Source organism: Ruminococcus sp. FMBCY1, assembly GCF_023921805.1.
Taxonomy (GTDB): domain Bacteria; phylum Bacillota; class Clostridia; order Oscillospirales; family Acutalibacteraceae; genus Ruminococcoides; species Ruminococcoides intestinale_A.
The window spans coordinates 959,012-978,655 of the sequence record NZ_CP074197.1; the positions used below are offsets into that span (position 1 = coordinate 959,012).

Annotated in this window: 21 protein-coding genes; 6 read left to right on the forward strand and 15 right to left on the reverse strand. The window is 38.1% G+C overall.

The genetic code is table 11. The annotated features are described in order from the left end of the window. Positions 1-70 precede the first annotated feature (70 nt). On the forward strand, positions 71-1,720 hold the full coding sequence (locus KGF34_RS04610) for a DUF1653 domain-containing protein (RefSeq protein ID WP_252559981.1): 1,650 nt from the start codon (positions 71-73) through the stop codon (positions 1,718-1,720). An 84-nt stretch (positions 1,721-1,804) separates the two neighbouring features. Here KGF34_RS04610 and KGF34_RS04615 read toward each other — a convergent pair whose 3' ends face one another. From KGF34_RS04615 to KGF34_RS04660, 10 genes are all read right to left on the reverse strand, one after another. Then, positions 1,805-2,233, reverse strand: coding sequence for an NUDIX domain-containing protein (locus tag KGF34_RS04615; protein WP_022235358.1), 429 nt, complete (start codon positions 2,231-2,233; stop codon positions 1,805-1,807). Positions 2,234-2,254: 21 nt separating this feature from the next. Next, positions 2,255-3,031, reverse strand: a complete 777-nt coding sequence (locus KGF34_RS04620; protein WP_022235357.1) for a Cof-type HAD-IIB family hydrolase — start codon at positions 3,029-3,031, stop codon at positions 2,255-2,257. A gap of 128 nt (positions 3,032-3,159) precedes the next feature. Then, positions 3,160-5,520 (reverse strand): endonuclease MutS2, encoded by a 2,361-nt coding sequence (locus KGF34_RS04625; RefSeq protein WP_252559983.1) that lies wholly within the window; start codon positions 5,518-5,520, stop codon positions 3,160-3,162. A gap of 15 nt (positions 5,521-5,535) precedes the next feature. Next, positions 5,536-6,279: a DNA repair protein RecO gene (recO, locus tag KGF34_RS04630; protein WP_252559985.1), complete on the reverse strand. Its 744-nt coding sequence runs from the start codon at positions 6,277-6,279 to the stop codon at positions 5,536-5,538. Next, positions 6,230-6,403 (reverse strand): hypothetical protein, encoded by a 174-nt coding sequence (locus tag KGF34_RS04635; RefSeq protein WP_022235354.1) that lies wholly within the window; start codon positions 6,401-6,403, stop codon positions 6,230-6,232. The genes recO and KGF34_RS04635 overlap by 50 nt, the downstream gene beginning before the upstream one ends. A 58-nt stretch (positions 6,404-6,461) precedes the next feature. Further along, positions 6,462-6,857 carry a GNAT family N-acetyltransferase gene (locus KGF34_RS04640; RefSeq protein WP_337565846.1) on the reverse strand — a complete coding sequence of 132 codons (396 nt, stop codon included), beginning with the start codon at positions 6,855-6,857 and terminating at the stop codon, positions 6,462-6,464. Next, a complete protein-coding gene (era, locus tag KGF34_RS04645) occupies positions 6,854-7,762 on the reverse strand; it encodes a GTPase Era (protein ID WP_252559989.1) in 909 nt (302 codons plus the stop codon). Before era ends, KGF34_RS04640 begins: the two co-directional genes overlap by 4 nt. 41 nt (positions 7,763-7,803) lie before the next feature. Beyond that, positions 7,804-8,304, reverse strand: a complete 501-nt coding sequence (locus tag KGF34_RS04650) for a diacylglycerol kinase family protein (protein WP_022235352.1) — start codon at positions 8,302-8,304, stop codon at positions 7,804-7,806. Between the two features lie 7 nt (positions 8,305-8,311). Continuing rightward, on the reverse strand, positions 8,312-8,824 hold the full coding sequence (gene ybeY, locus KGF34_RS04655; RefSeq protein ID WP_022235351.1) for an rRNA maturation RNase YbeY: 513 nt from the start codon (positions 8,822-8,824) through the stop codon (positions 8,312-8,314). A 58-nt stretch (positions 8,825-8,882) separates the two neighbouring features. Continuing rightward, on the reverse strand, positions 8,883-9,818 hold the full coding sequence (locus tag KGF34_RS04660) for a PhoH family protein (RefSeq protein WP_022235350.1): 936 nt from the start codon (positions 9,816-9,818) through the stop codon (positions 8,883-8,885). A gap of 307 nt (positions 9,819-10,125) precedes the next feature. Here KGF34_RS04660 and ylxM point away from each other — a divergent pair, with 307 nt between their 5' ends. The 5 genes from ylxM (at position 10,126) to KGF34_RS04685 (ending at position 12,835) form a co-directional block, all read left to right on the forward strand. Beyond that, positions 10,126-10,476, forward strand: a complete 351-nt coding sequence (ylxM, locus tag KGF34_RS04665) for a YlxM family DNA-binding protein (RefSeq protein WP_022235349.1) — start codon at positions 10,126-10,128, stop codon at positions 10,474-10,476. 12 nt (positions 10,477-10,488) lie between these two features. Continuing rightward, entirely contained in the window at positions 10,489-11,865 is a 1,377-nt protein-coding gene (ffh, locus tag KGF34_RS04670; RefSeq protein ID WP_186934551.1) for a signal recognition particle protein, read from the forward strand. A 63-nt stretch (positions 11,866-11,928) separates the two neighbouring features. Then, positions 11,929-12,174 carry a 30S ribosomal protein S16 gene (rpsP, locus tag KGF34_RS04675; RefSeq protein ID WP_022235347.1) on the forward strand — a complete coding sequence of 82 codons (246 nt, stop codon included), beginning with the start codon at positions 11,929-11,931 and terminating at the stop codon, positions 12,172-12,174. 23 nt (positions 12,175-12,197) lie between these two features. After that, positions 12,198-12,431 carry a KH domain-containing protein gene (locus tag KGF34_RS04680; RefSeq protein ID WP_249376940.1) on the forward strand — a complete coding sequence of 78 codons (234 nt, stop codon included), beginning with the start codon at positions 12,198-12,200 and terminating at the stop codon, positions 12,429-12,431. A gap of 239 nt (positions 12,432-12,670) precedes the next feature. Beyond that, positions 12,671-12,835 (forward strand): hypothetical protein, encoded by a 165-nt coding sequence (locus KGF34_RS04685; RefSeq protein ID WP_252559991.1) that lies wholly within the window; start codon positions 12,671-12,673, stop codon positions 12,833-12,835. Positions 12,836-12,998: 163 nt separating this feature from the next. Here KGF34_RS04685 and KGF34_RS04690 read toward each other — a convergent pair whose 3' ends face one another. From KGF34_RS04690 to KGF34_RS04710, 5 genes are all read right to left on the reverse strand, one after another. Next, positions 12,999-14,264, reverse strand: a complete 1,266-nt coding sequence (locus KGF34_RS04690; RefSeq protein WP_252559993.1) for a CdaR family protein — start codon at positions 14,262-14,264, stop codon at positions 12,999-13,001. Beyond that, positions 14,251-15,129 (reverse strand): diadenylate cyclase CdaA, encoded by an 879-nt coding sequence (gene cdaA, locus KGF34_RS04695; RefSeq protein ID WP_195410128.1) that lies wholly within the window; start codon positions 15,127-15,129, stop codon positions 14,251-14,253. The genes KGF34_RS04690 and cdaA overlap by 14 nt, the downstream gene beginning before the upstream one ends. A gap of 64 nt (positions 15,130-15,193) precedes the next feature. After that, on the reverse strand, positions 15,194-16,348 hold the full coding sequence (locus KGF34_RS04700; protein ID WP_252559995.1) for an aminotransferase class V-fold PLP-dependent enzyme: 1,155 nt from the start codon (positions 16,346-16,348) through the stop codon (positions 15,194-15,196). After that, complete coding sequence (locus KGF34_RS04705; RefSeq protein WP_186934548.1) at positions 16,345-16,572, reverse strand: DUF3343 domain-containing protein; 228 nt, start codon at positions 16,570-16,572, stop codon at positions 16,345-16,347. The genes KGF34_RS04700 and KGF34_RS04705 overlap by 4 nt, the downstream gene beginning before the upstream one ends. Positions 16,573-17,239: 667 nt before the next feature. Beyond that, complete coding sequence (locus KGF34_RS04710) at positions 17,240-19,642, reverse strand: alpha-amylase family glycosyl hydrolase (protein WP_195410134.1); 2,403 nt, start codon at positions 19,640-19,642, stop codon at positions 17,240-17,242. Positions 19,643-19,644 lie beyond the last annotated feature (2 nt).

Here is a 19,644-nt window from a genome sequence, read left to right on the forward strand (position 1 = left end):
ACAATTTTGTGATATACTTAATACAGTTTTGTACAAAGTCCTGCAAAACAGAACTGAAAGGAGCCTATTTATGAGCTATATTAACGAATCAGTAATTTACAATATATATCCACTCGGCTGGTGCGGAGCGCCAAAACAAAATGACGGTCAGCTTGTTTACCGACTCGACAAGATTTATGATTGGATTCCTCATTTTAAAAAAATGAGCATTAACTGCATTGTTTTTAATCCGCTTTTTGAAAGCAGTTTTCACGGATACGATACAATCGACTACAAAAAGGTTGACTGTCGTTTGGGTGATAATGAATCCTTTAAAAAGATTTGTAAAACATTGCACGAAAACGGCATCAAAATCATTCTTGACGGTGTATTTAACCATGTTGGCAGAGATTTCTTTGCTTTTAAAGATGTACAGCAGAATTTACAAAATTCACAGTATTGCGGCTGGTTCCAAAATCTCGGATTTTGGGGTTCAAGTCCAAAAGGAGATCCGTTCACATATGAGGGTTGGGCAGGTCACTACGACCTTGTTAAACTCAATTTACAGAATCAGGATGTAGTAAACTACCTTCTCGGTGCAGCTGAATTTTGGATTGACGAATTTGACATTGACGGACTTCGTCTTGACGCTGCCGATGTAATTGACATAGAATTTTTCAAAAAATTAAGAAATACCTGCAAATCTAAAAAGCCTGATTTTTGGCTTTACGGCGAACTTACACACGGCGACTACAATCATTGGGCAAACAGCGAAACTCTTGATTCCGCAACAAACTACGAATGTTACAAGGGTATTTACTCAAGCCACAACGACCATAATTATTTTGAAATTGCACATTCGCTTAACCGTCAGTTTGCAAACGGCGGTATTTACAGAAACATTTACACCTACAACTTTGTAGATAACCACGATGTAAACAGAATTGCAAGCTCATTAAAGGACAAAAATCACCTTAATAATGTTTATACCCTTATGTACACAATGCCTGGTGTACCGTCAATTTACTATGGCAGTGAATACGGCATTGAGGGTATGAGAACAAACCACAGCGATTACGAACTTCGTCCTTGTCTTGACCTTGACAGTATTCCGAATCCAAACTATCAGCTGTTTGACCATATTGTAAAACTCGGCAAAATCAGACTTGCACTTGAGGCTTTGAAGTACGGCGACTTTGCAAATGTAAAAATTATGAACGAAAAGCTCGTTTATAAAAGATGGACAAATAATCAGACTGTATTTGTTGCATTCAACCTTACAGACCATGATGAATGGATAGATTTTGACACAGGCTGCAACGCAAAACTTACAGATGTTTTAAACGATAACGAGGTTATTGATGTAAACGGTTACTACAATCTTTATATGAAACCGTATTCTGCAAGAATTTTGGTTGTAAACGACGGCAGCTTTAAAGTTGATTTTTCTGATAATTCTACAGAAGAAATTACAAAACCTTTCGAAAATACAGAATCAACAGATGCACAGGTTGAGAAACAGCATTTTTACACAGAAGTAAAGCCGGGTAAATACAGACATTTCAAGGGAAACGAATATGAAGTTATCGGTACTGCTCTGCACAGCGAAACAGGAGAAAAACTCGTAGTTTACAAAGCGCTTTACAATGACGGCGGACTTTGGGTAAGACCTTACGATATGTTCAAAGAAATCATTGAAAAAGACGGCAAAAAAATTCAGAGATTCACTCCGATTGATTAATACTTTATAAAAACTAAGCCGACCAACAAGCTTATAATTGCTTATTGGTCGGCTTTAAAATTGACTTTTTTGCATATTATAGAATTATTTTTCCTGTAAATACTTTTCTATCAATTTCGGTTGTATCAACGGATATGTCCAGTTCTCAGGCAATTCATCCATAAGAACCACTTTCTCCATTTCACTATGTAATTCTTTCGCAAACTCTGTTATCTCTGCAAAACAAAGCAGTCCAAACGTTTCTTCACCTGTATCATTTACTCTGGTTTTACCTGTTACTGAATAAACACAGATTGGCTTTATCTCAAATCTGACTGCACCTGTTTCTTCCTGCAATTCTCTTTTAGCAGTTTCAAGAATATTCTCACCGGCTTCTCTATGTCCTCCCGGTACTTCATATGTATCTCTTTCTTTATGCTTGCAAAATACCCACTTGCCGTTACTCTGTGAGATTACTACTGCAAATCTCAATAGTTCATCATTAACTGTATCATAAAATTTTACTTTCAACATATTTTCTCTCCATTTACATATCTATAATATTTCATTCTCAATAAAATCCGCAATACCATCTTCATCATTTGAACCAATTACAATATCAGCTCTCTCTTTCACTTCATCAATTGCATTCCCCATTGCAACACCTATTCCACATAATTCCAGCATCCCAATATCCGCATAGTCATCTCCAAAAACAATAATTGAATCTATACTAAATCCACATACTTCCGTAATCTTTATAATTGCGTTTTCTTTCGTCACATTCTTTTTTGTGAACTTGTACCAAAATCCATCAGAGAAACGAATACAATCACAATCAGAGAGTCTATGAGCTAATTCATCTGCTTTATCTTGATTAAATATTTCAACACACATTTTCAATGAACATTCGTTAAAATCTGAAAAATCTGTATAAATACTATCTCCCCAGCTCTTATCCAACTTCTTAGGATCTATTTTATAATTCCAATAATGTGCATCTATTGTGTCTATCGTAATTTCGCAATCATTTCCACAAATATTTCTTGCCATGTCAATCATCACATTCGTTTCTTCTTTGGAAAATTCTGCCCTATAAATATATTCTGTTTTGTATTTTACCAATGCCCCTCCACTCGATATTAAAATATCGGGCATTAATTCATTTAAATACACTAAAGAATTCTGTTCACTTCTAGAGGTAGAGACACCTATCAATATATCATTTTCCTTGCATTTTTTTAGAGCTAATAATGTTTTACTTGACATTGTTTTGTCACTCTGTAATAAAGTTCCGTCTAAATCAAATAATAGAAGTTTGCATTTCTTCATATCATTTTTCCTTTCCGTTCTTCTCAATAATTACATTTGCATTAATTACTCTCCCCCACAAACAGAGTCATTTGATAAAGCAAATGCCGGAAACTCGCATAAATTTAGGTTTTCGGCATTTTAATCCATTATTTCAACTCAACAATAGTTACGCCGCTTTCGCCCTCGCCGAAAACGCCGAGTCTAAAACTTTTGACGGCTTTATGAGTTCTAAGGAATGATTGAATTTCTCTTCTTAATACGCCTGTACCCTTGCCGTGAATAATAGTAAGTTGGTTAATATTCATAAGTACGGCATTGTCGATTGCCTTGTCAACAATCATAATTGCGTCAAAGGCGGTTTCGCCACGAACATCCACTTCCGTAGTCGGGCGAACATCAAGAGTACTGTGTACATTTCTTTTTGCGGAATACTGCGGTGGCTGTTGCTTTTTCTCTTTAATAAGTCGGAGATTATCAATTTTCACTCTTGTTTTTATAATGCCTGCCTGCACAAGAACCATTCCGTCTTTTGTCGGCGGCGCAAGTACGGTTGCGTTTTTGTCAATGTCAAAAATAAGCACACTGTCGCCTACCTTAAGCGGCCTTGGCAATTTGTACTTTTCGCCGTCCGACTGTTTTTTCATAACAGGGTCAGCATTATTTTCCATTGTATTGAGATTCTTTTTGAGCTTTGCACGAGCCTCGGCAGACATCTCTTTTGCCTTTCGTGCCTTATCAAGTTCTTCCACCAAAGCGTCAGCCTGCGCTCTTGTCCTCGAAATAATGCGCTGTGCCTCTTGTTTTGCTCTCTCAATTTCACGCTCGGCATTCTCTTTTGCTCTGCGAATTTCATTTTCCGCCTTTTGCTTTTCTGTGTTTGCTTTTGCGGTGAGGCGGTTTGCGTTTTCAATCTGCTTTTCAAGGCTTTGTCTGCGTTTTTCAAGAGTACCGACAACATCTTCAAACTGTCGGCTTTCGCTTGAAACAAGCTCTTTTGCTCTCTCAACAATTTCATCATCCATACCGAGCCTTTTGGTGATTGCAAAAGCGTTACTCTTACCGGGCACGCCAATCAAAAGTCTGTATGTTGGTCTTAAAGTTGTAACATCAAATTCACAGCAAGCATTTTCTACGCCCTCGGTACGCAAAGCAAATTCCTTTAATTCCGCATAATGGGTTGTACTTGCAATTTTTGCATGCTTATCCCTTAATTTTTCAAGAATTGAAATTGCAAGCGCCGCACCCTCGACAGGGTCGGTACCTGCACCGAGTTCATCTATCAGCACAAGCGAGCCTGAATTTGCAAGTTTGATAATCTGAATAATATTAGTCATATGTGCCGAGAATGTAGACAGCGACTGCTCAATACTCTGCTCGTCGCCAATATCGACAAGCACTCTGCGGAATACCGAAAGCTCGCTGTTGTCTGCGCACGGCACAAGAAGTCCGCACATAGCCATAAGTGTGAGCAAACCGAGAGTTTTTAATGTAACGGTCTTACCGCCTGTATTAGGGCCTGTGATTACAAGTGTATCAAAATTCTTTCCGAGAACAATATCAACAGGTACAACCTTGTCTTTGTCTATAATCGGGTGTCTTGCCTGTTTTAAATCCACAATGCCCCTGTCATTCATAATCGGCATTGAAGCTCTCATATTATATGCGAGGTTTGCCTTTGCAAATACAAAATTAAGTATAGCAAGGTTTTTGTAGCTTGCTATGATTGCGTCTGCGAAATCACCTGCATTTGCGGAAAGCTCAAACAAAATTCTCTCGATTTCGTCCTCTTCTTTTGAACGCAAAAGTTTTATATCATTATTTGCCTGCACAACGCCCATCGGCTCAATAAATACGGTCGCACCGCTTGCCGAGGTATCATGCACAAGTCCAGGAACATTGCCCCTGCATTCACTTCTTACAGGCACAACATATCTGCCGTCACGCTGAGTTACGATAGCGTCCTGCAAATACTTAAGATATTGTGTGCTGTGAATAATTTTATCAAGCACTTCTCTTGCCTTTGAGGATGCTGTACGAATTTTTCTGCGTATATCCGCAAGCGTTGAACTTGCTTTATCTGAAATTTCGTCCTCGCTTATAATAGCGTTTGTAATTTTCTCTTCAAGAAATTTATTCGACACAAGACCGCTGAAATATCCGTCCAGTGTAGTTTCCGTAGATGCAAATTTTGAATGCCATTCCTTTACGGAACGGATAATTCTAAGCGTTTCGGCAATCTGTAAAAGTTCACCTGTAGAAAGACAGCCGCCCGCCTCTGCTCTGCGTAATGCATTTGCACAATTTTTTGCACCGCCGAATGACGGTGTTCCGTATTTTCCGCTTAAAACAACCGCATCATCGGTTTGTTTTAACAATTTTTTAACTTTTTCAAGTTCAAACTGCGGTTCAAGCGACAACGCCATTTCTTTAGCGTCATCAATACTTGTCTGATCCGCAAGTAATTTTAAAATCTTGTCAAGTTCAAGAGTTTTATAATGTCTGTTCATATAATCATACCTAAATTAACTTATAGTTTTATAAAAATTAAGCGTTGAAAAATCCTTTTCAAACATATATTTTAAATAATTTTCGCTCGCCTCGTTAAGTACATCAAGGTCGCTTTCAGGTAATGCAAAAGAAAAAAGTTTATTGTCATCGGCATAAACAGTATGCCTTAAAGCCGTAAGAGATGAACGGTTGAGCAAAATCTTCATATCTCCGTTTTCACGGTGACAATCCGCACATTCAATAGTGCCGCTTTTGGGAATAAAAAACATATTGTCACACAAATATTCACCGCAAATTCTGCACATTCTAAGGTCAGGCATATATCCCGCAAGACTTGCAAGGCGCATTTCAAGGCACGGTTTAATAAGCTGTGGCGAACGCTTATTTTCCGACAAAAGATATAAGGAATTTAAAATTAATTTCAAAAATTCCTCCGAATTTTGCTCACGGGGACAAATTGTAATTGCAAGCTCGCAAAAATACTGCGCAAGGCAGGTTTTTACAACATCTCCCCTAAGTTTTGAAAAAATCCTTTCGGGAATCGCATCACCGATTATGTAGCTCTCCCGACCTTTATACACGGTAAGTCGGGAGTATGTGAGTAAGGAGGTAGCCGCACACTTTTGATTTTTAATATTTTTAGCGCCACGGACAAAAGCCTTGATAATGCCGTTAGTTGCGGTCAGAGCGTGAACGAGTTTATCCTGTTCACCTATATTTTGCTCTTTCACTATCAGCCCCATCGTCTGGAATTTCATCGGTTTCCTCCCTGAGAATTGTATCTGCGCCCAAATCTTTGGTATCCTGAATACTTTTATACCTTAAATAATCGAGCACATTGCCTGTTGTAAAAAATGCATTCCACATATACCATTCATCCATAAAAAACACCTCCGATTGTAGTGTTTCACAAATGAACGAATTTATATTATGAAAATTATTACAACTGTGTTTTTTGGAATTTTTTCTCTTGCTTTATGGTATCAAGTGTAAAGCAACTGATATTTTTATAAGCTTCCTCAATGCACTTCATAGCAAGCTGTGCATAACCGTAATTTTGAAATTGCGGAAGTATAAACAAAGGTGAAATTCGTCTTGTGCTTTTATCAATTTCAACAATCCTTACAGCACCTATTATTTCTTCATCTTTCATAATAAAATAATATTTTGTAAAAGATTGCCGAAATTTGTTCTGTATTACTTCTACCGTTTCACAAGCAGGGTTTGTATCATAATCACGATACCTTGTTAAAATATCATAAAAAGCTATTCTTTGCATATCACAAATTTTTTGGCAATCTGCAAAATCCGCTAATTTTATATATATGCTCATCATTCAAAATTACTTTCGTCAAAGCCAAAGTTCTGCAAAAGCTGGGCACGGTTACGCCAATCTTCTTTTACTTTTATCCACACCTGCAAAAATACTTTGCAATCAAAAAATCTTTCCATATCCTGTCTTGCAAATGTGCTGATTTTCTTTAGCATTGCACCGTTTTTGCCGATAAGAATACGCTTATGCGACTCTTTTTCGCAGAAAATTGTTGCGTCAATGTCGAGTATGCCGTTCTCCCTTGTTTTCATCTTTTCAATAACAACGGCTGTACCGTGCGGAATTTCGGCATTGCAAAGTCTTAAGATTTTCTCTCTGATAATTTCAGAGGCAATAACTCTTTCAGGTTGGTCTGTAAGAGTATCGTCTTCAAAGAAATGACCACCCTCGCTCGCCTGATTCTTGAGTTCCTCAAGCAATTCGTTCATACCGTTGCCGTCACTTGCGCTGACAGGTACAATAGCCTCAAAATCATAGAGTTTGCTGTACTCAAGAATTTGTTTCATCAATATTTCTTTATCCTTAATCATATCAATTTTATTGATAACAAGGATTGCGGGCATACCGAGAGCCTTAAATTTATCAATAAAGTCAAGTTCGGTCTGTACGGGGCTTTTATCCGCCTCAACAACGAGCATACAGCAGTCAACGCCTCCGACAGACTCGTTTACGGAACGAACCATATACTTGCCAAGTGAGTTTTTCGGCTTGTGCATACCCGGAGTATCAAAGAAAACAAGCTGATACTCGCCCTCTGTAAGAACACCTGTAATTCTGTTTCTTGTAGTCTGGGGTTTGCTTGACACAATTGCAATTTTCGTGCCGAGAAGTCTGTTTAATATTGAACTTTTACCGACATTCGGTCTGCCGACTATGGCAATAAAAGCTGATTTATCATTTGTATTCATAAATTTCTCCGTTTTAAAAAATTAGGGGCAAGCAAAATGCATTACCCCTTTGTTAAATGTCTGTTTTTTAATTTTATAAATTTTTCTTTAATTCCCACAGGACCAAGCACAACAAAAAATGCTGAAATCACCGCTGAAATCAAAAGAAATATAAGGTAAAGCAAATTTTCGGCAAAAAAGGTAAATATAGTGTTAATTACATTAAAATCAAGAAAAAATATACACGCAATCACTGCCGCACCCAACGCAACTGTAAGCACTGCTCCGGCAGCCGCATCCTTGGCAAACTTAACAAGAGGTTCGTATCTGTCGGCAACAAGACCGCACAAATCCTCTACGCAGGTATTGACCGTTTCAAGCGCCATAACCGAAGTTATCAGCAAAACAAGTACAGCGTATTGCGTAGGCGAAAAGGAATAAAACATTGAAAACAGCATAACATAAATTCCTGCCACAATATGAAATCTCATATGCGACTCGCTGTTTATTGTTCTTATAATTCCTTTAAACGCACATTTAAAACCGAAAATCTGTTTCTTCATAGTTTAATCAAGCCATATCGTCATCAACTATGTAGCTTGAAGATGCTGGAAGTCCGAGCTGTTCCATAATAAGCTCCTCTTTCTCACGCATACGAACTCTCTCCATATTATCAATATGGTCATAACCGAGAAGATGAAGTACGCTGTGTGCTGTAAGATAACCTACCTCACGCTGGAAACTATGGCCGTAAAGCTCTGCCTGATCTCTTGCTTTTTCCATAGAAATTACAACATCGCCGAGAATCTGTGCGCCTGTTTCAATATCTTTGTCATACACACCGTTTTCACCCATTGGGAAAGAAAGTACATCAGTTTCAATGTCTTTATCTCTGTACTGCTTGTTAAGCTCCTTAATCTGTGCATTATCAACAAATGTTACGCTGATCTCAGCCGGTCCTTCAAATTTTTCAAGTTTTAATACGGCGTTACAGCAGCGTCTTACAAGCATTCGGATACCTGTTGGAATTTTAACAGCTTTTTGTTTGTTTGTGATTACTACTCTGATTTTGTTATCTGGCATTTTGCTCAAATCCTTCCGTATTATTTTTCAATTTATTAAAATAAATTAAATTTGTTTATCAGTCACGATCTCTCGTGTTCTCATACTTTGCATAGGCTTTAATAATATCCTGAACAAGTTTATGACGCACAACATCTTTTTCGTCAAAGCGGCAGCAACCTATGCCGTCAATATTTTTAAGGATTTTTATACAATCCTTAAGACCGCTTTTAGCACCCCTCGGTAAGTCGATCTGGGTAATATCGCCTGTGATTACCATTTTTGAGTTAAAGCCGAGTCTTGTTAAAAACATCTTCATCTGCTCGCAAGTGGTGTTCTGCGCCTCATCAAGAATTATAAAGCTGTCATCAAGAGTTCTGCCTCGCATATAAGCAAGAGGCGCAACCTCAATATTGCCACGCTCGACATACTTTTGATAGGTTTCGGCACCGAGCATATCAAACAAAGCGTCATATAAAGGTCTTAAGTACGGGTCAACTTTGCTTTGCAAATCGCCGGGCAAAAATCCCAACTTCTCACCTGCCTCAACCGCAGGTCTTGTAAGAATAATTCTGTTTACAATCTTACTGCGAAAAGCCGTTACTGCCATAGCAACCGCAAGGTAAGTCTTACCTGTACCGGCAGGTCCTACACCTATAGTTATTGTGTTATTCGCAATAGTTGTACAATATTTTTTCTGACCTATGGTTTTAGGTTTAATCGGTTTACCTTTTGAAGTAATACAAATACAGTCGCCCGCAAGCTGTTCAATCTTATCTTCGCTGCCTTCGTTGACGAGCGAAATACAATAGCGTACATTCTGCTCGGAAAGCGCTTCTCCTCTGTTGATAAGCTGTAAAAGGCTGTCTATTACCTTACCGGCTTTAGATACATTTTCAGCTTCTCCGTCTATTTTAAGCTCGCTGTCACGACTGACAACCTTTACCGTAAATTCTTTTTCAATCAGTTTAATATTTTCGTCAAAACTGCCAAAAAGTGCAACGGCATTTTCCATTCTGTCAATGCTTATTATTTGTTCCGTAAAATCAAACCCTCGATAAACAAAATTTATATTTAAATTATAACACAATATTTATAAAAAAACTTATTAAATATAGCTTTTTTTACTAAAAAATTAAATTTTGTTAGATTTGACGAATATGCAAGTCGGTATTTATGCATTATTTGTATTTTTTCACTTTTTACAATTAGTTATATTTGATAATTACTTGACAAAAAGTATTTTATAGTATATAATAGCACAAGTGTAAAGAAAACAGCTTTACACCTAAACACAGTTTGAAGCGGCGGGAGCATTTATTATGGAAAAAAATGTAGAAGTATCCTTACTTTTTGATTTCTACGGTGAATTGCTTAAACCGTCATGCAGACAGGCAATTGACCTGTATTACAACGAAGATTTGTCGCTTGCAGAGATTGCTGCGCAGACAGGCATTACCCGTCAGGGTGTGCGTGACAGTATAAAACGCAGTGAAGAAAAGCTTTTTGAACTCGAAAAAAAGCTCGGACTTTTTAAAAGATTTGTTCAGCTTGAGAACGGACTTGACAAAATCGCATCTCTTTCGGAACAGATTTATAAAAGCTCTGCTGATGACATAACAAAAAAGCTTGCACTCGAAATCAATCGAACGGCAGGCACACTCAAAGAATAAAGGAGTGTATTTATGGCTTTTGAAGGACTTTCAGAAAAGCTAAGTAATGCTTTTAAAAAATTAAAGAATAAAGGTAAGCTTTCAGAGAACGATGTTAAGGAAGCTATGCGAGAAGTCAGACTTGCTTTGCTCGAGGCTGATGTAAACTACAAAGTAGCTAAAGAACTTACCGCAAAAATCACAGAAAGAGCCGTTGGTCAGGATGTAATGGAAAGCCTTACTCCGGGACAGATGGTTGTAAAAATCGTAAATGAAGAACTTACCGAACTTATGGGCGGCGACAATGCAAGAATTGAATTTGCGTCAAAACCGCCTACAGTTATTATGCTCTGCGGTTTGCAGGGTTCAGGTAAAACTACCCACGCAGCCAAACTTGCTCTTATGCTTAAAAATCAAAATCACAGACCTTTGCTCGTTGCCTGCGATATATACAGACCTGCAGCTATTGACCAGTTAAAGGTAGTAGGTGCAAAAGCAGGTGTGCCTGTATTTGAAAAAGGTACTCAAAATCCTGTAAAGACAGCCAAAGAGGCAATCAGAAACGCCAAAGACTACGGCAATGATGTTGTTATTCTTGATACCGCAGGTCGTTTGCACATTGACGAAGAGCTTATGGATGAGCTTAAAAATGTAAAGGCTGAAGTTGAGCCTAACGAGATTTTACTCGTTATCGACTCAATGACAGGTCAGGATGCGGTTAATGTTGCAAAATCATTTAACGAAAAGCTTGAGATTTCAGGTGTAATTCTTACAAAACTCGACGGTGATACCCGTGGCGGTGCAGCACTTTCGGTAAAGGCCGTAACAGGCAAGCCTATTAAATTTGCAGGTACGGGCGAAAAACTTGAAGATATTGAAGTATTCCATCCTGATCGTATGGCAAGCCGTATTCTCGGTATGGGTGATGTTCTTACCCTTATTGAAGACGCTCAAAACAAGATTGATCAGGACAAAGCCGAAGAAATGGCTAAAAAGATGATGAGCAATAAGTTTGATTTCAATGATCTTAACGATCAGTTTGCTCAAATCAAAAAGATGGGTCCTTTAAAAGGTATTTTGGCAAAAATCCCCGGCATTGCAAATCAGCTTGACAACATAAATATTGATGACAGACAGATTGACTGGACACAGGCTATCATACTTTCGATGACACCTGAAGAAAGATCAAATCCTTCCCTGCTCAATCCTTCAAGAAAAAGAAGAATTGCAGCCGGTTCAGGCAGAAGTGTTGAAGAAGTCAACAGACTTATCAAACAGCTTGAGCAAATGCAAAAGATGATGAAACAACTTAAAAACAAAACAAAAGGCACTAAGGGCGGTAAAAAAAGAAAAATGAAAAAGCTCCCGGGTCTTGGCGGAATGCCTATGAGCAATCTTCCAAAAAACTAACACACATTCAACCAAATAAAATTTGGTGAATATAGATTTATAACATTTACGGAGGTAAAGAAAATGGCAGTTAAAATCAGACTTAGAAGAATGGGTTCAAAGAAAGCACCTTTTTACAGAGTAGTAGTAGCAGATTCAAGATATCCAAGAAACGGTCGTTTCATTGAAGAAATCGGCACATACGATATTCTTAAGAAGCCATCAGAGTTCAACGTTGACGCAGAAGCTGTTAAGAAGTGGATTGCTAACGGTGCTCAGCCAACTGATACAGTTAAGGCTCTTCTTAAGAAGAACGGCATTATTGAATAATCAGTCACGAAAGGGAAACCAAAATGCAGGAATTACTTACTGTAATAGCACAGGGTCTTGTTGATGATCCGACTGCTGTAAAGGTTACTGCCGATGAACCAAATGAGGACGGCACAATCGTATATCACATCTCTGTAGCAGAGGCTGATATGGGCAGAATTATCGGTAAGCAGGGCAGAATTGCCAAAGCTATCCGCACAATTGCTCGCAGCGCAGCTATCCGTTACGAAGAAAAGATTATGGTTGAAATCGACTGATAACTAAAACTTTAAAACCTTCGGCTTTTGTCGGAGGTTTTATTTTTTGTCGTTTATTAAAAGTCGTAGTAAATTATGGTTTAGCGGAGTGTCGGTCGGGGATTGAAATTTAGCTAACGCTAAATTATCCTCCCAAAAACAAAAAAGTTTACTCAATTTTTTCAAAAATTGCGGGTATGGGCAGCGCCCATAAAAATCTTCCGATATAACAATTTATCAAGCGCAAACAGCCACGCTGTTTGCGTGCTAAAACTAAGTTTGTTAAAACAGGCGACAGCCTGTTAGAAAAGAAATCATTAACTTTTCATTATATATCGAATAGCTTTCTTGTTGCTATCGCATTTTTAAAGGCTAACGCCGTTGTGTTCAAGCCGCCAAACAGCAAGCTGTTTGGCTATCGTTAGATTGCGTAAATTGAAAGTATTTGCGGGCTTTGCCCACACCCACGACCTTTGAAAAGGTCGACCAAACCTTTATAATTGTTGGTAAATCATTTTGCTAAACCATATTTACCCCAACCTTTGACAAGAAGCAAAAATAAACCCGTGGCAACAGCCACGGGTATTTTTATGATTCTGAAATTGTAAGATTTGCTTTATAAGAACCAGAAACCCAACACGAAGAACCGTTCTCAATGTTAAATGTTACAGGCATTGAAACCGAGCCTTTCATACCGTCGGAAGACGATACATCAATAACAGCGGTTATATCCGAAGCACTAAGGGAGTCAATCTGACTGCTTGTGCCATAAACTGTAACCTCAAGATTCTTTTGCGTTACCTCCGCAGAATATCCCGATGCAAGACCCTGTACCATAAATTTTTCAACTGTCAGCTTTTTGCTTGACAATGACGACAAATCAAGAGTTACCTTAGCAGTTGAAGTATTACTGATATTCTTGCAATCGGTTGGAATTTCAACAGCAAGGTCAAATATTGATTTTGAATTTGTAAGTGATGTAAAATCAATCGGTGCAAGATTTACCGAATCGGTCTTATTCAATACATCGTCTGTACCTGCAAGCAGTATTGACGAAGGCTCAACAGAAATCATATCGTCGGTAATTTGTAAACCTGACGGTAAGTTTGTAAATGTCGGCTTTAAAGAAACTTCTTTTTCGGGAAGTACAGAAATTGCAGCCTCCACAGTTTTAAAATCAAGAGAAAGTAAATCCGTATTAATTTCTTTACCGTCAGCATCGTACAAAATAATATCTGCATTAACTTTGCGTGACGAATTAAGCGTACCGTCTATATTCGCAGCAGCCACAACCTTAGAAATCTTAGATACTTCAGACTGCGGACCTGTAATATATATGGTTTTTGACGACAGTGTGGTTGACGCATAATAACCGTCGTCAACTTTATAAACAACATTTTCTTGAATATCAAATGTAGCTTCTCGCAGATAATCAATAAAAACATCAATCGTAGACGGTTTTATCGCAGATGAAATCTGAAAATCGCTGTAAGGGTCATTCTTTGAGGCATTAAGATACAATGTATAATTGCCCGCAGAATCAACATAGTTGGCAGCTGCTTTGACGGTAATATCAGACGCCTGTAACGAACCCACAACAGCTCTGTTACCTGTAACCGTAAGTGAGGCTTTATAATCACTGCCCGAAAAAACTTGCAGACCGTTATTAACAGCGTCTTCGGACAATTCAACCTGAACAGGTATATCCGAAATAGTCAAACTTGTATCGTTTCCTGTACTTATACTCATATAAATCCAAATCACAAGCGAAATTACAATTGATACGATAAATAAAAAGTTTGTACTCTGTACAAAAGCCCTTAATCTTGATCTTTTGCTTTTATTTTCCTTCATCCGACTTCCTCCTTATCTTTTGGAGTAAACCGGCAGCTGCCGAATCATCGTCAGTATTTTCAAGTAACAATGCCTCAAGCTTATCGATAAGTCTGTCGCGTGTAAAATTGCGGTAAAGTACGCCGTTAATCGCAAGCGAAATAACACCTGTTTCTTCACTGACAATCAAAACCACAGCATCGCTTTGCTCACTGATGCCAAGTCCTGCTCTGTGTCTTGTTCCAAGATTTATATCAACATTTTTGTTATCTGTAAGCGGTAATATACATCCTGCCGCAAAAAGTTTTCCGTCACGCACAATACTTGCGCCGTCGTGTAGCGGAGCTTTGTTAAAAAATATGTTTCCGAAAAGTGCAACCGAAGTATCTGCATTAACTATTGTGCCTGTTGCGGCTATATCGGAAAGTTTTGTTTCTCTTTCAAAAACAAGCAATGCACCAGTTTTTGAATGTGAAAACAGCAAAGCTGTATCTGCGGCATCTATTATTGATTTTTTAACAGCCATTTTCCACTCATCACTTTTTTCTCGATGAGTAATAAGTTTTATATACTTTTTATAAGTATTATTTCTACCCATTTGTTCCAAATATTTTCGGATTTCAGGCTGAAAAATAATAGCAACAAGTATAACTGATGCCTCGAAAAATGTTCTGAGAAGTGTCGTAAGCATCATCAATCCGCAAAGTGATGATATTAAATATATAATAAGAAGTGCAACAACACCTTTTAAAAGCTGAGCCGCACGGGTTTCTTTTACAAGCTTGAAAAGGCTGAAAATAATGAATGCAATAGCAAGAATATCAATAATATCTCGAATTTCAATGGTTTTTAATACAGCAAATACGCTTTGTATCCATTCCATCATTTTAACCTCCTCTGTTTTTCATTACTTTATTTTAACACACAACAGCATTGAATTGCAACCTTTTTTACATTCTTTTGTAATAATTAATTTGACTGACTGATTTAATAAGATAGTTAACTTCAAACTGTGTCGAAAACGAGGAAATAACTGCACGAACAGTACCTTTTTCAAGCGTGCCAAAGCATTTATGAGCGAGCGGTGCGCAATGAAGTCCGGCACGCACTGCAATATTAAATTTATCATTAAGAATTTGCGCCGTTTTTTCGCTGTCCGTATTTTTTATATTAAACGAAACTACCGGTACAAATCCGTCATCATCGGGTTTTGGTGTATATAATTCAATATCTTTAATTTTAGACAAACCGTCATAAAGATTTTTTGCAAGACTAATTTCATAGTCAAATATTTTTTGCGGTGATTTATTCATAACATATTTTATGCCTTCGTTAAGTCCAGCTATTCCAAGTAAATTATGAGTTCCGCTTTCAAATTTGTCAGGCAAAATTTCGGGTTGATTTACTTGTGCAGAAAGGCTGCCTGTTCCGCCTTGAATAAGACTTTCGGGAATAGTATCGCTGTTAATAACAAGCAAACCTGTACCCATAGGGCCGTACAAACCTTTGTGCCCTGCCGTACATAAATAATCTATATCGGAATTTTTTAGCGAAATCGGAATTATACCTGCAGTTTGAGCTGCGTCTGTGCAAAAAAGTATTCCGTTTAATTTGCATAGTGCCGCTATTCGTTGAATAGGTAATTTTATACCAAATACATTTGATGCATGGGTGCACACTACAAGTTTAGTGTTCTCTTTAAAAGCTTTTCTGAAATTACCAATTGTCTTTTCTGTGTCATTATAATCAACATCGGCAACAGAGTATTCTACTCCGTTACTTTTTAAATACTCTAAAGGCCGCACAACAGCATTATGCTCGTATGATGATATTACCGCATGATCGCCGGGTTTTAAAATTCCTTTTATAACAGTATTAAGTGCTGTTGTGCAATTGTTTGTGATAATAACATTTTCTGGATTTTCAATATCAAAGAGTTTTGCCGCATTGTTTCTGCATTCAAAAAGCACATCAGAGGCTTTTATAGCCATATTATGGCCGCCTCGTCCCGGGTTAGCTCCGATTTTTGTAATCGCATAATTAACAGCATTTACCACGGATTTTGGTTTTGGAAAAGTTGTTGCACCGTTATCGAAATAAATCATTCTAAATCAGCAGGATAAACTCCCTGCACAGGTATATTCATTGCCCTTAGTATTTCTACGCTTTCATCGACTCTGTTTATAACCAACAAACTGTAACCGCATGAACCATTACGATATTGCACGGGAGTACGAATAATTTTTGTAAGAATTCCACGCCGTCGCAATGCCTCTCTTCCCCTTTGAGTATAAGTTAAAGTACCAAAAACAAATACTGCTTTTTTCATATTATTCACCACTTTATAAATCTTATTTTTTAATATCTCCCTGCTATATAATATGAATTTCTTGTTATATGGTTATCTTATAATGTTTCAAACATTTTGAATCTTAGCTGTTCAAAATGTTTTGATAAACAGATAATTTCAGTTAAATTATGGTTTAGCGGAGTGTCGGTCGGGGATTGAAATTTAGCTAACGCTAAATTATCCTCCCAAAAACAAAAAAAGTTTACTCAATTTTTTCAAAAATTGCGGGTTTGGGCAGCGCACATAAAAATCTTCCGATACAACAATTTATCAGGTGCAAACAGCGTGGCTGTTTGCATGCTTGCACATAGTTTGAAAAACAGGCGACAGCCTTTTATAAAAGAAATAATTAATTTTTCATTATATATCGAATGTCTTTCTTGTTGCTATCGCATTTAATGGCATTCGCCGTTGTGTTCAAGCCGCCAAACAGCGAGCTGTTTGGCTATCATTAGATTGTGTAAATGGAAAGTATTTGTGGGCTTTGCCCACACCCACGACCTTTGAAAAGGTCGACCAAACTTTTATAATTGCTTGGCAAATCAATTTGCTAAACCATAATTTACCCAAACTTTAATAAATAACCACGAATTACAACGCAAAAGCGGCACTCAAACGAGTGCCGCAATGCAATAAAAATTATTTATTATTTAAGGAAAGATGATGTGCCACCGATCTGACCGTCAATGCCTGTAAAGCCGTTTGCACAACATACATAAACTCTCATATTTGCCTTACCGATATCTGAAACAGTAAGTGTTCCGTTTGTTACATTCTGAACATCACCTGTAACAGCGTCAACATATCTGCCGTTAGGAATATTCTTAAATGTAGCACCACTTGAAACTGTTACAAGTGCAAGGCTGTCAATACCGTCTTCTGCACTTGTATAACGGCGGATATAAGACATATCGCCACCTGTTACATAAGATTCAGAAGCTGTGTACTGACCTTTCTGAAGAGCAGGAATAGCTCTTCTGATAGCATTAAGCTTTGAAAGATGAACGCTAAGCGGGCTTGCAAGTGTTTCAGCAACTGTACCAGAAGCTGTGTACTCGCTAAAGTCTGTAGCTGTTACATTACCCTCAAGATAATCGCCGTAGTAAGCACGACCTGTTGTTGAAAGAGGAGCGTTAGGACCAACATCAATAACTGCGCCCTTCTGGAACTCAACCTCTGAACCATAGTAAACGCATGGAATACCACGGAATGTAAACATAAGGTCAAGGTTCTCAGCCCAAGTCTGTGTACCGCCAGCAAAACGGCTCTTTTCATCAGGCTGTTCAGGAGCATAGTCATGAGAATCAACATACATTACATTGTATGTTGCATCATTATAATACTGGTCTGTGCTCTTAGCAAAGTTATAAGCACTGCTTGCGTTACCAAACATTCTGTGCATCTGGAAGTCAATACCCTCCATACCCGATGCCATAGATCTGTCAGGTGTGTGGTATGTAATACCGTTTAAGAAAGCATTGTCTGAAGTAGGTTGATCTGTAGGATCATCTTCTGCGAGATAATGATCAAATACAACATTCATATTGTTGTTGATATCTTCAGCAGAAGTGCCGTAACTCCATAAATCAGCCCACTTATTGTTTGACTCTTTCCAAGTGTAGTAAGGTGTAGATTCCTCTGCGTGGCCACGATACCAAATCTGTGTGTAACGAGTACAGATTTCGCCAAACATAAGGAAGTTGTTGTTACCCGATGCCTTTGCAGCAGCATAAAGCTGGTCATTGTACATAAGGTTAAGTGCAAGTCTTGGAATATGTCTTACTGTATCAACACGGAAACCGTCAACGCCCATATTGATATAGTCTGAGTATACATCTACGATGTGTTCTGCTACTGCCGGATTTTCTGTGTTGAGGTCAACACAGTCACCTGCGATTTGAGCAAATTTACAGGTCCAGTCGTCCCAGTTAAGGCTCTGGAAATAACCTGTATGATAATAGTTGTTTGCATTAAATGTGTCAGAATTTGAAATCTTTGCAGAATCATAATCTTTTGCATCCGGCATGCTGCCTGTTGAGTTACCTACATCCGAAGAGTATGTTGTATTCTTCATAAGGTTAAGTCTTTGAGAATACTGAATTCCAGGCTTCTGTGCCCAGTATTCCTCTGCTGAATTAAGTCCGTATGTGTCAAGAAGTAAGTCTGTAGGAATCATTGACTCTTCAAGATTTGAAAGGTCTTTTGTTGTATCTTTTTCAAAAAGATTGCAGAAATAAGCCTCACCGAAGTTACCGGTATGCTGGAAAACTACATCCTGAACAATCTTCATACCTTTTGCGTGAACCTCATCAATAAGATCCTGGTATGTAAAATCATCACTCTCATAACGTACATCAACGGTTGAGAAGTCCATAGCATGATAACCGTGATAATCATAGCCCGAACCGTTTGTAACTACAGGAGTAATCCAGATAGCTGTAAAGCCAAGTGCCTTTATATAGTCAAGCTTGTCTGCAAGACCTCTGAAGTCACCACGCCATGCAGGGTCTGAATCAGGGTTATTTGCCTGTGTGTCATCCCAGCAATGAACATTATTGCCTGTATCTCCGTCATAGAAACGGGTTGTCATAACAAAGTAGATAGACTCTTCACGCATATCCACTGAATCAACAGGGTCAATTTCATCAGGATTGTACTTTGTCCATCTCTTGTTTTTGTACCACCACTCACCGGTAGTTCTTCTTAATTCAGGTGAATACTGTTTGCCGTCTTTATCTGTAAAAATCATATTTACAGCTGTAACATCGTTGATTACATAAGTAAACCAACCGTTTGAAGAGGCAGTCATTTTTTCACCCGGATATGAATCTGACATTGCGCTGTTTGTTGGAAGTGAATTCCAAAGGTAAACATATGGCTGTGCAAGTTCACTGTTCTGATAATGTATAGTAATGCCTGTTTCAGCTGACGCAGCACCAACCTCTTCAGTTGTAGCGTCAGCGTCAGCAGCGTTTACAGATACTATGCCTGCTGTAATAACAAGCATTACAGAAAGTACTAATGCACACCATTTTTTAATCTTTGTCATAA

Excerpts from the sequence above, each read along its gene's own strand:
- ffh (WP_186934551.1), top strand. The coding sequence starts at position 10,489 with ATGGCTTTTGAAGGACTTTCAGAAAAGCTAAGTAATGCTTTTAAAAAA.
- recO (WP_252559985.1), bottom strand. The coding sequence starts at position 6,279 with ATGAAATTCCAGACGATGGGGCTGATAGTGAAAGAGCAAAATATAGGT.
- KGF34_RS04710 (WP_195410134.1), bottom strand. The coding sequence starts at position 19,642 with ATGACAAAGATTAAAAAATGGTGTGCATTAGTACTTTCTGTAATGCTT.
- KGF34_RS04660 (WP_022235350.1), bottom strand. The coding sequence starts at position 9,818 with ATGGAAAATGCCGTTGCACTTTTTGGCAGTTTTGACGAAAATATTAAA.
- KGF34_RS04620 (WP_022235357.1), bottom strand. The coding sequence starts at position 3,031 with ATGAAGAAATGCAAACTTCTATTATTTGATTTAGACGGAACTTTATTA.
- KGF34_RS04680 (WP_249376940.1), top strand. The coding sequence starts at position 12,198 with ATGCAGGAATTACTTACTGTAATAGCACAGGGTCTTGTTGATGATCCG.
- KGF34_RS04610 (WP_252559981.1), top strand. The coding sequence starts at position 71 with ATGAGCTATATTAACGAATCAGTAATTTACAATATATATCCACTCGGC.
- era (WP_252559989.1), bottom strand. The coding sequence starts at position 7,762 with ATGAATACAAATGATAAATCAGCTTTTATTGCCATAGTCGGCAGACCG.
- KGF34_RS04700 (WP_252559995.1), bottom strand. The coding sequence starts at position 16,348 with ATGATTTATTTCGATAACGGTGCAACAACTTTTCCAAAACCAAAATCC.
- KGF34_RS04705 (WP_186934548.1), bottom strand. The coding sequence starts at position 16,572 with ATGAAAAAAGCAGTATTTGTTTTTGGTACTTTAACTTATACTCAAAGG.
- rpsP (WP_022235347.1), top strand. The coding sequence starts at position 11,929 with ATGGCAGTTAAAATCAGACTTAGAAGAATGGGTTCAAAGAAAGCACCT.
- KGF34_RS04625 (WP_252559983.1), bottom strand. The coding sequence starts at position 5,520 with ATGAACAGACATTATAAAACTCTTGAACTTGACAAGATTTTAAAATTA.
- cdaA (WP_195410128.1), bottom strand. The coding sequence starts at position 15,129 with ATGATGGAATGGATACAAAGCGTATTTGCTGTATTAAAAACCATTGAA.
- KGF34_RS04635 (WP_022235354.1), bottom strand. The coding sequence starts at position 6,403 with ATGGATGAATGGTATATGTGGAATGCATTTTTTACAACAGGCAATGTG.
- ylxM (WP_022235349.1), top strand. The coding sequence starts at position 10,126 with ATGGAAAAAAATGTAGAAGTATCCTTACTTTTTGATTTCTACGGTGAA.
- KGF34_RS04640 (WP_337565846.1), bottom strand. The coding sequence starts at position 6,857 with ATGATGAGCATATATATAAAATTAGCGGATTTTGCAGATTGCCAAAAA.
- KGF34_RS04650 (WP_022235352.1), bottom strand. The coding sequence starts at position 8,304 with ATGAAGAAACAGATTTTCGGTTTTAAATGTGCGTTTAAAGGAATTATA.
- KGF34_RS04690 (WP_252559993.1), bottom strand. The coding sequence starts at position 14,264 with ATGAAGGAAAATAAAAGCAAAAGATCAAGATTAAGGGCTTTTGTACAG.
- ybeY (WP_022235351.1), bottom strand. The coding sequence starts at position 8,824 with ATGCCAGATAACAAAATCAGAGTAGTAATCACAAACAAACAAAAAGCT.
- KGF34_RS04615 (WP_022235358.1), bottom strand. The coding sequence starts at position 2,233 with ATGTTGAAAGTAAAATTTTATGATACAGTTAATGATGAACTATTGAGA.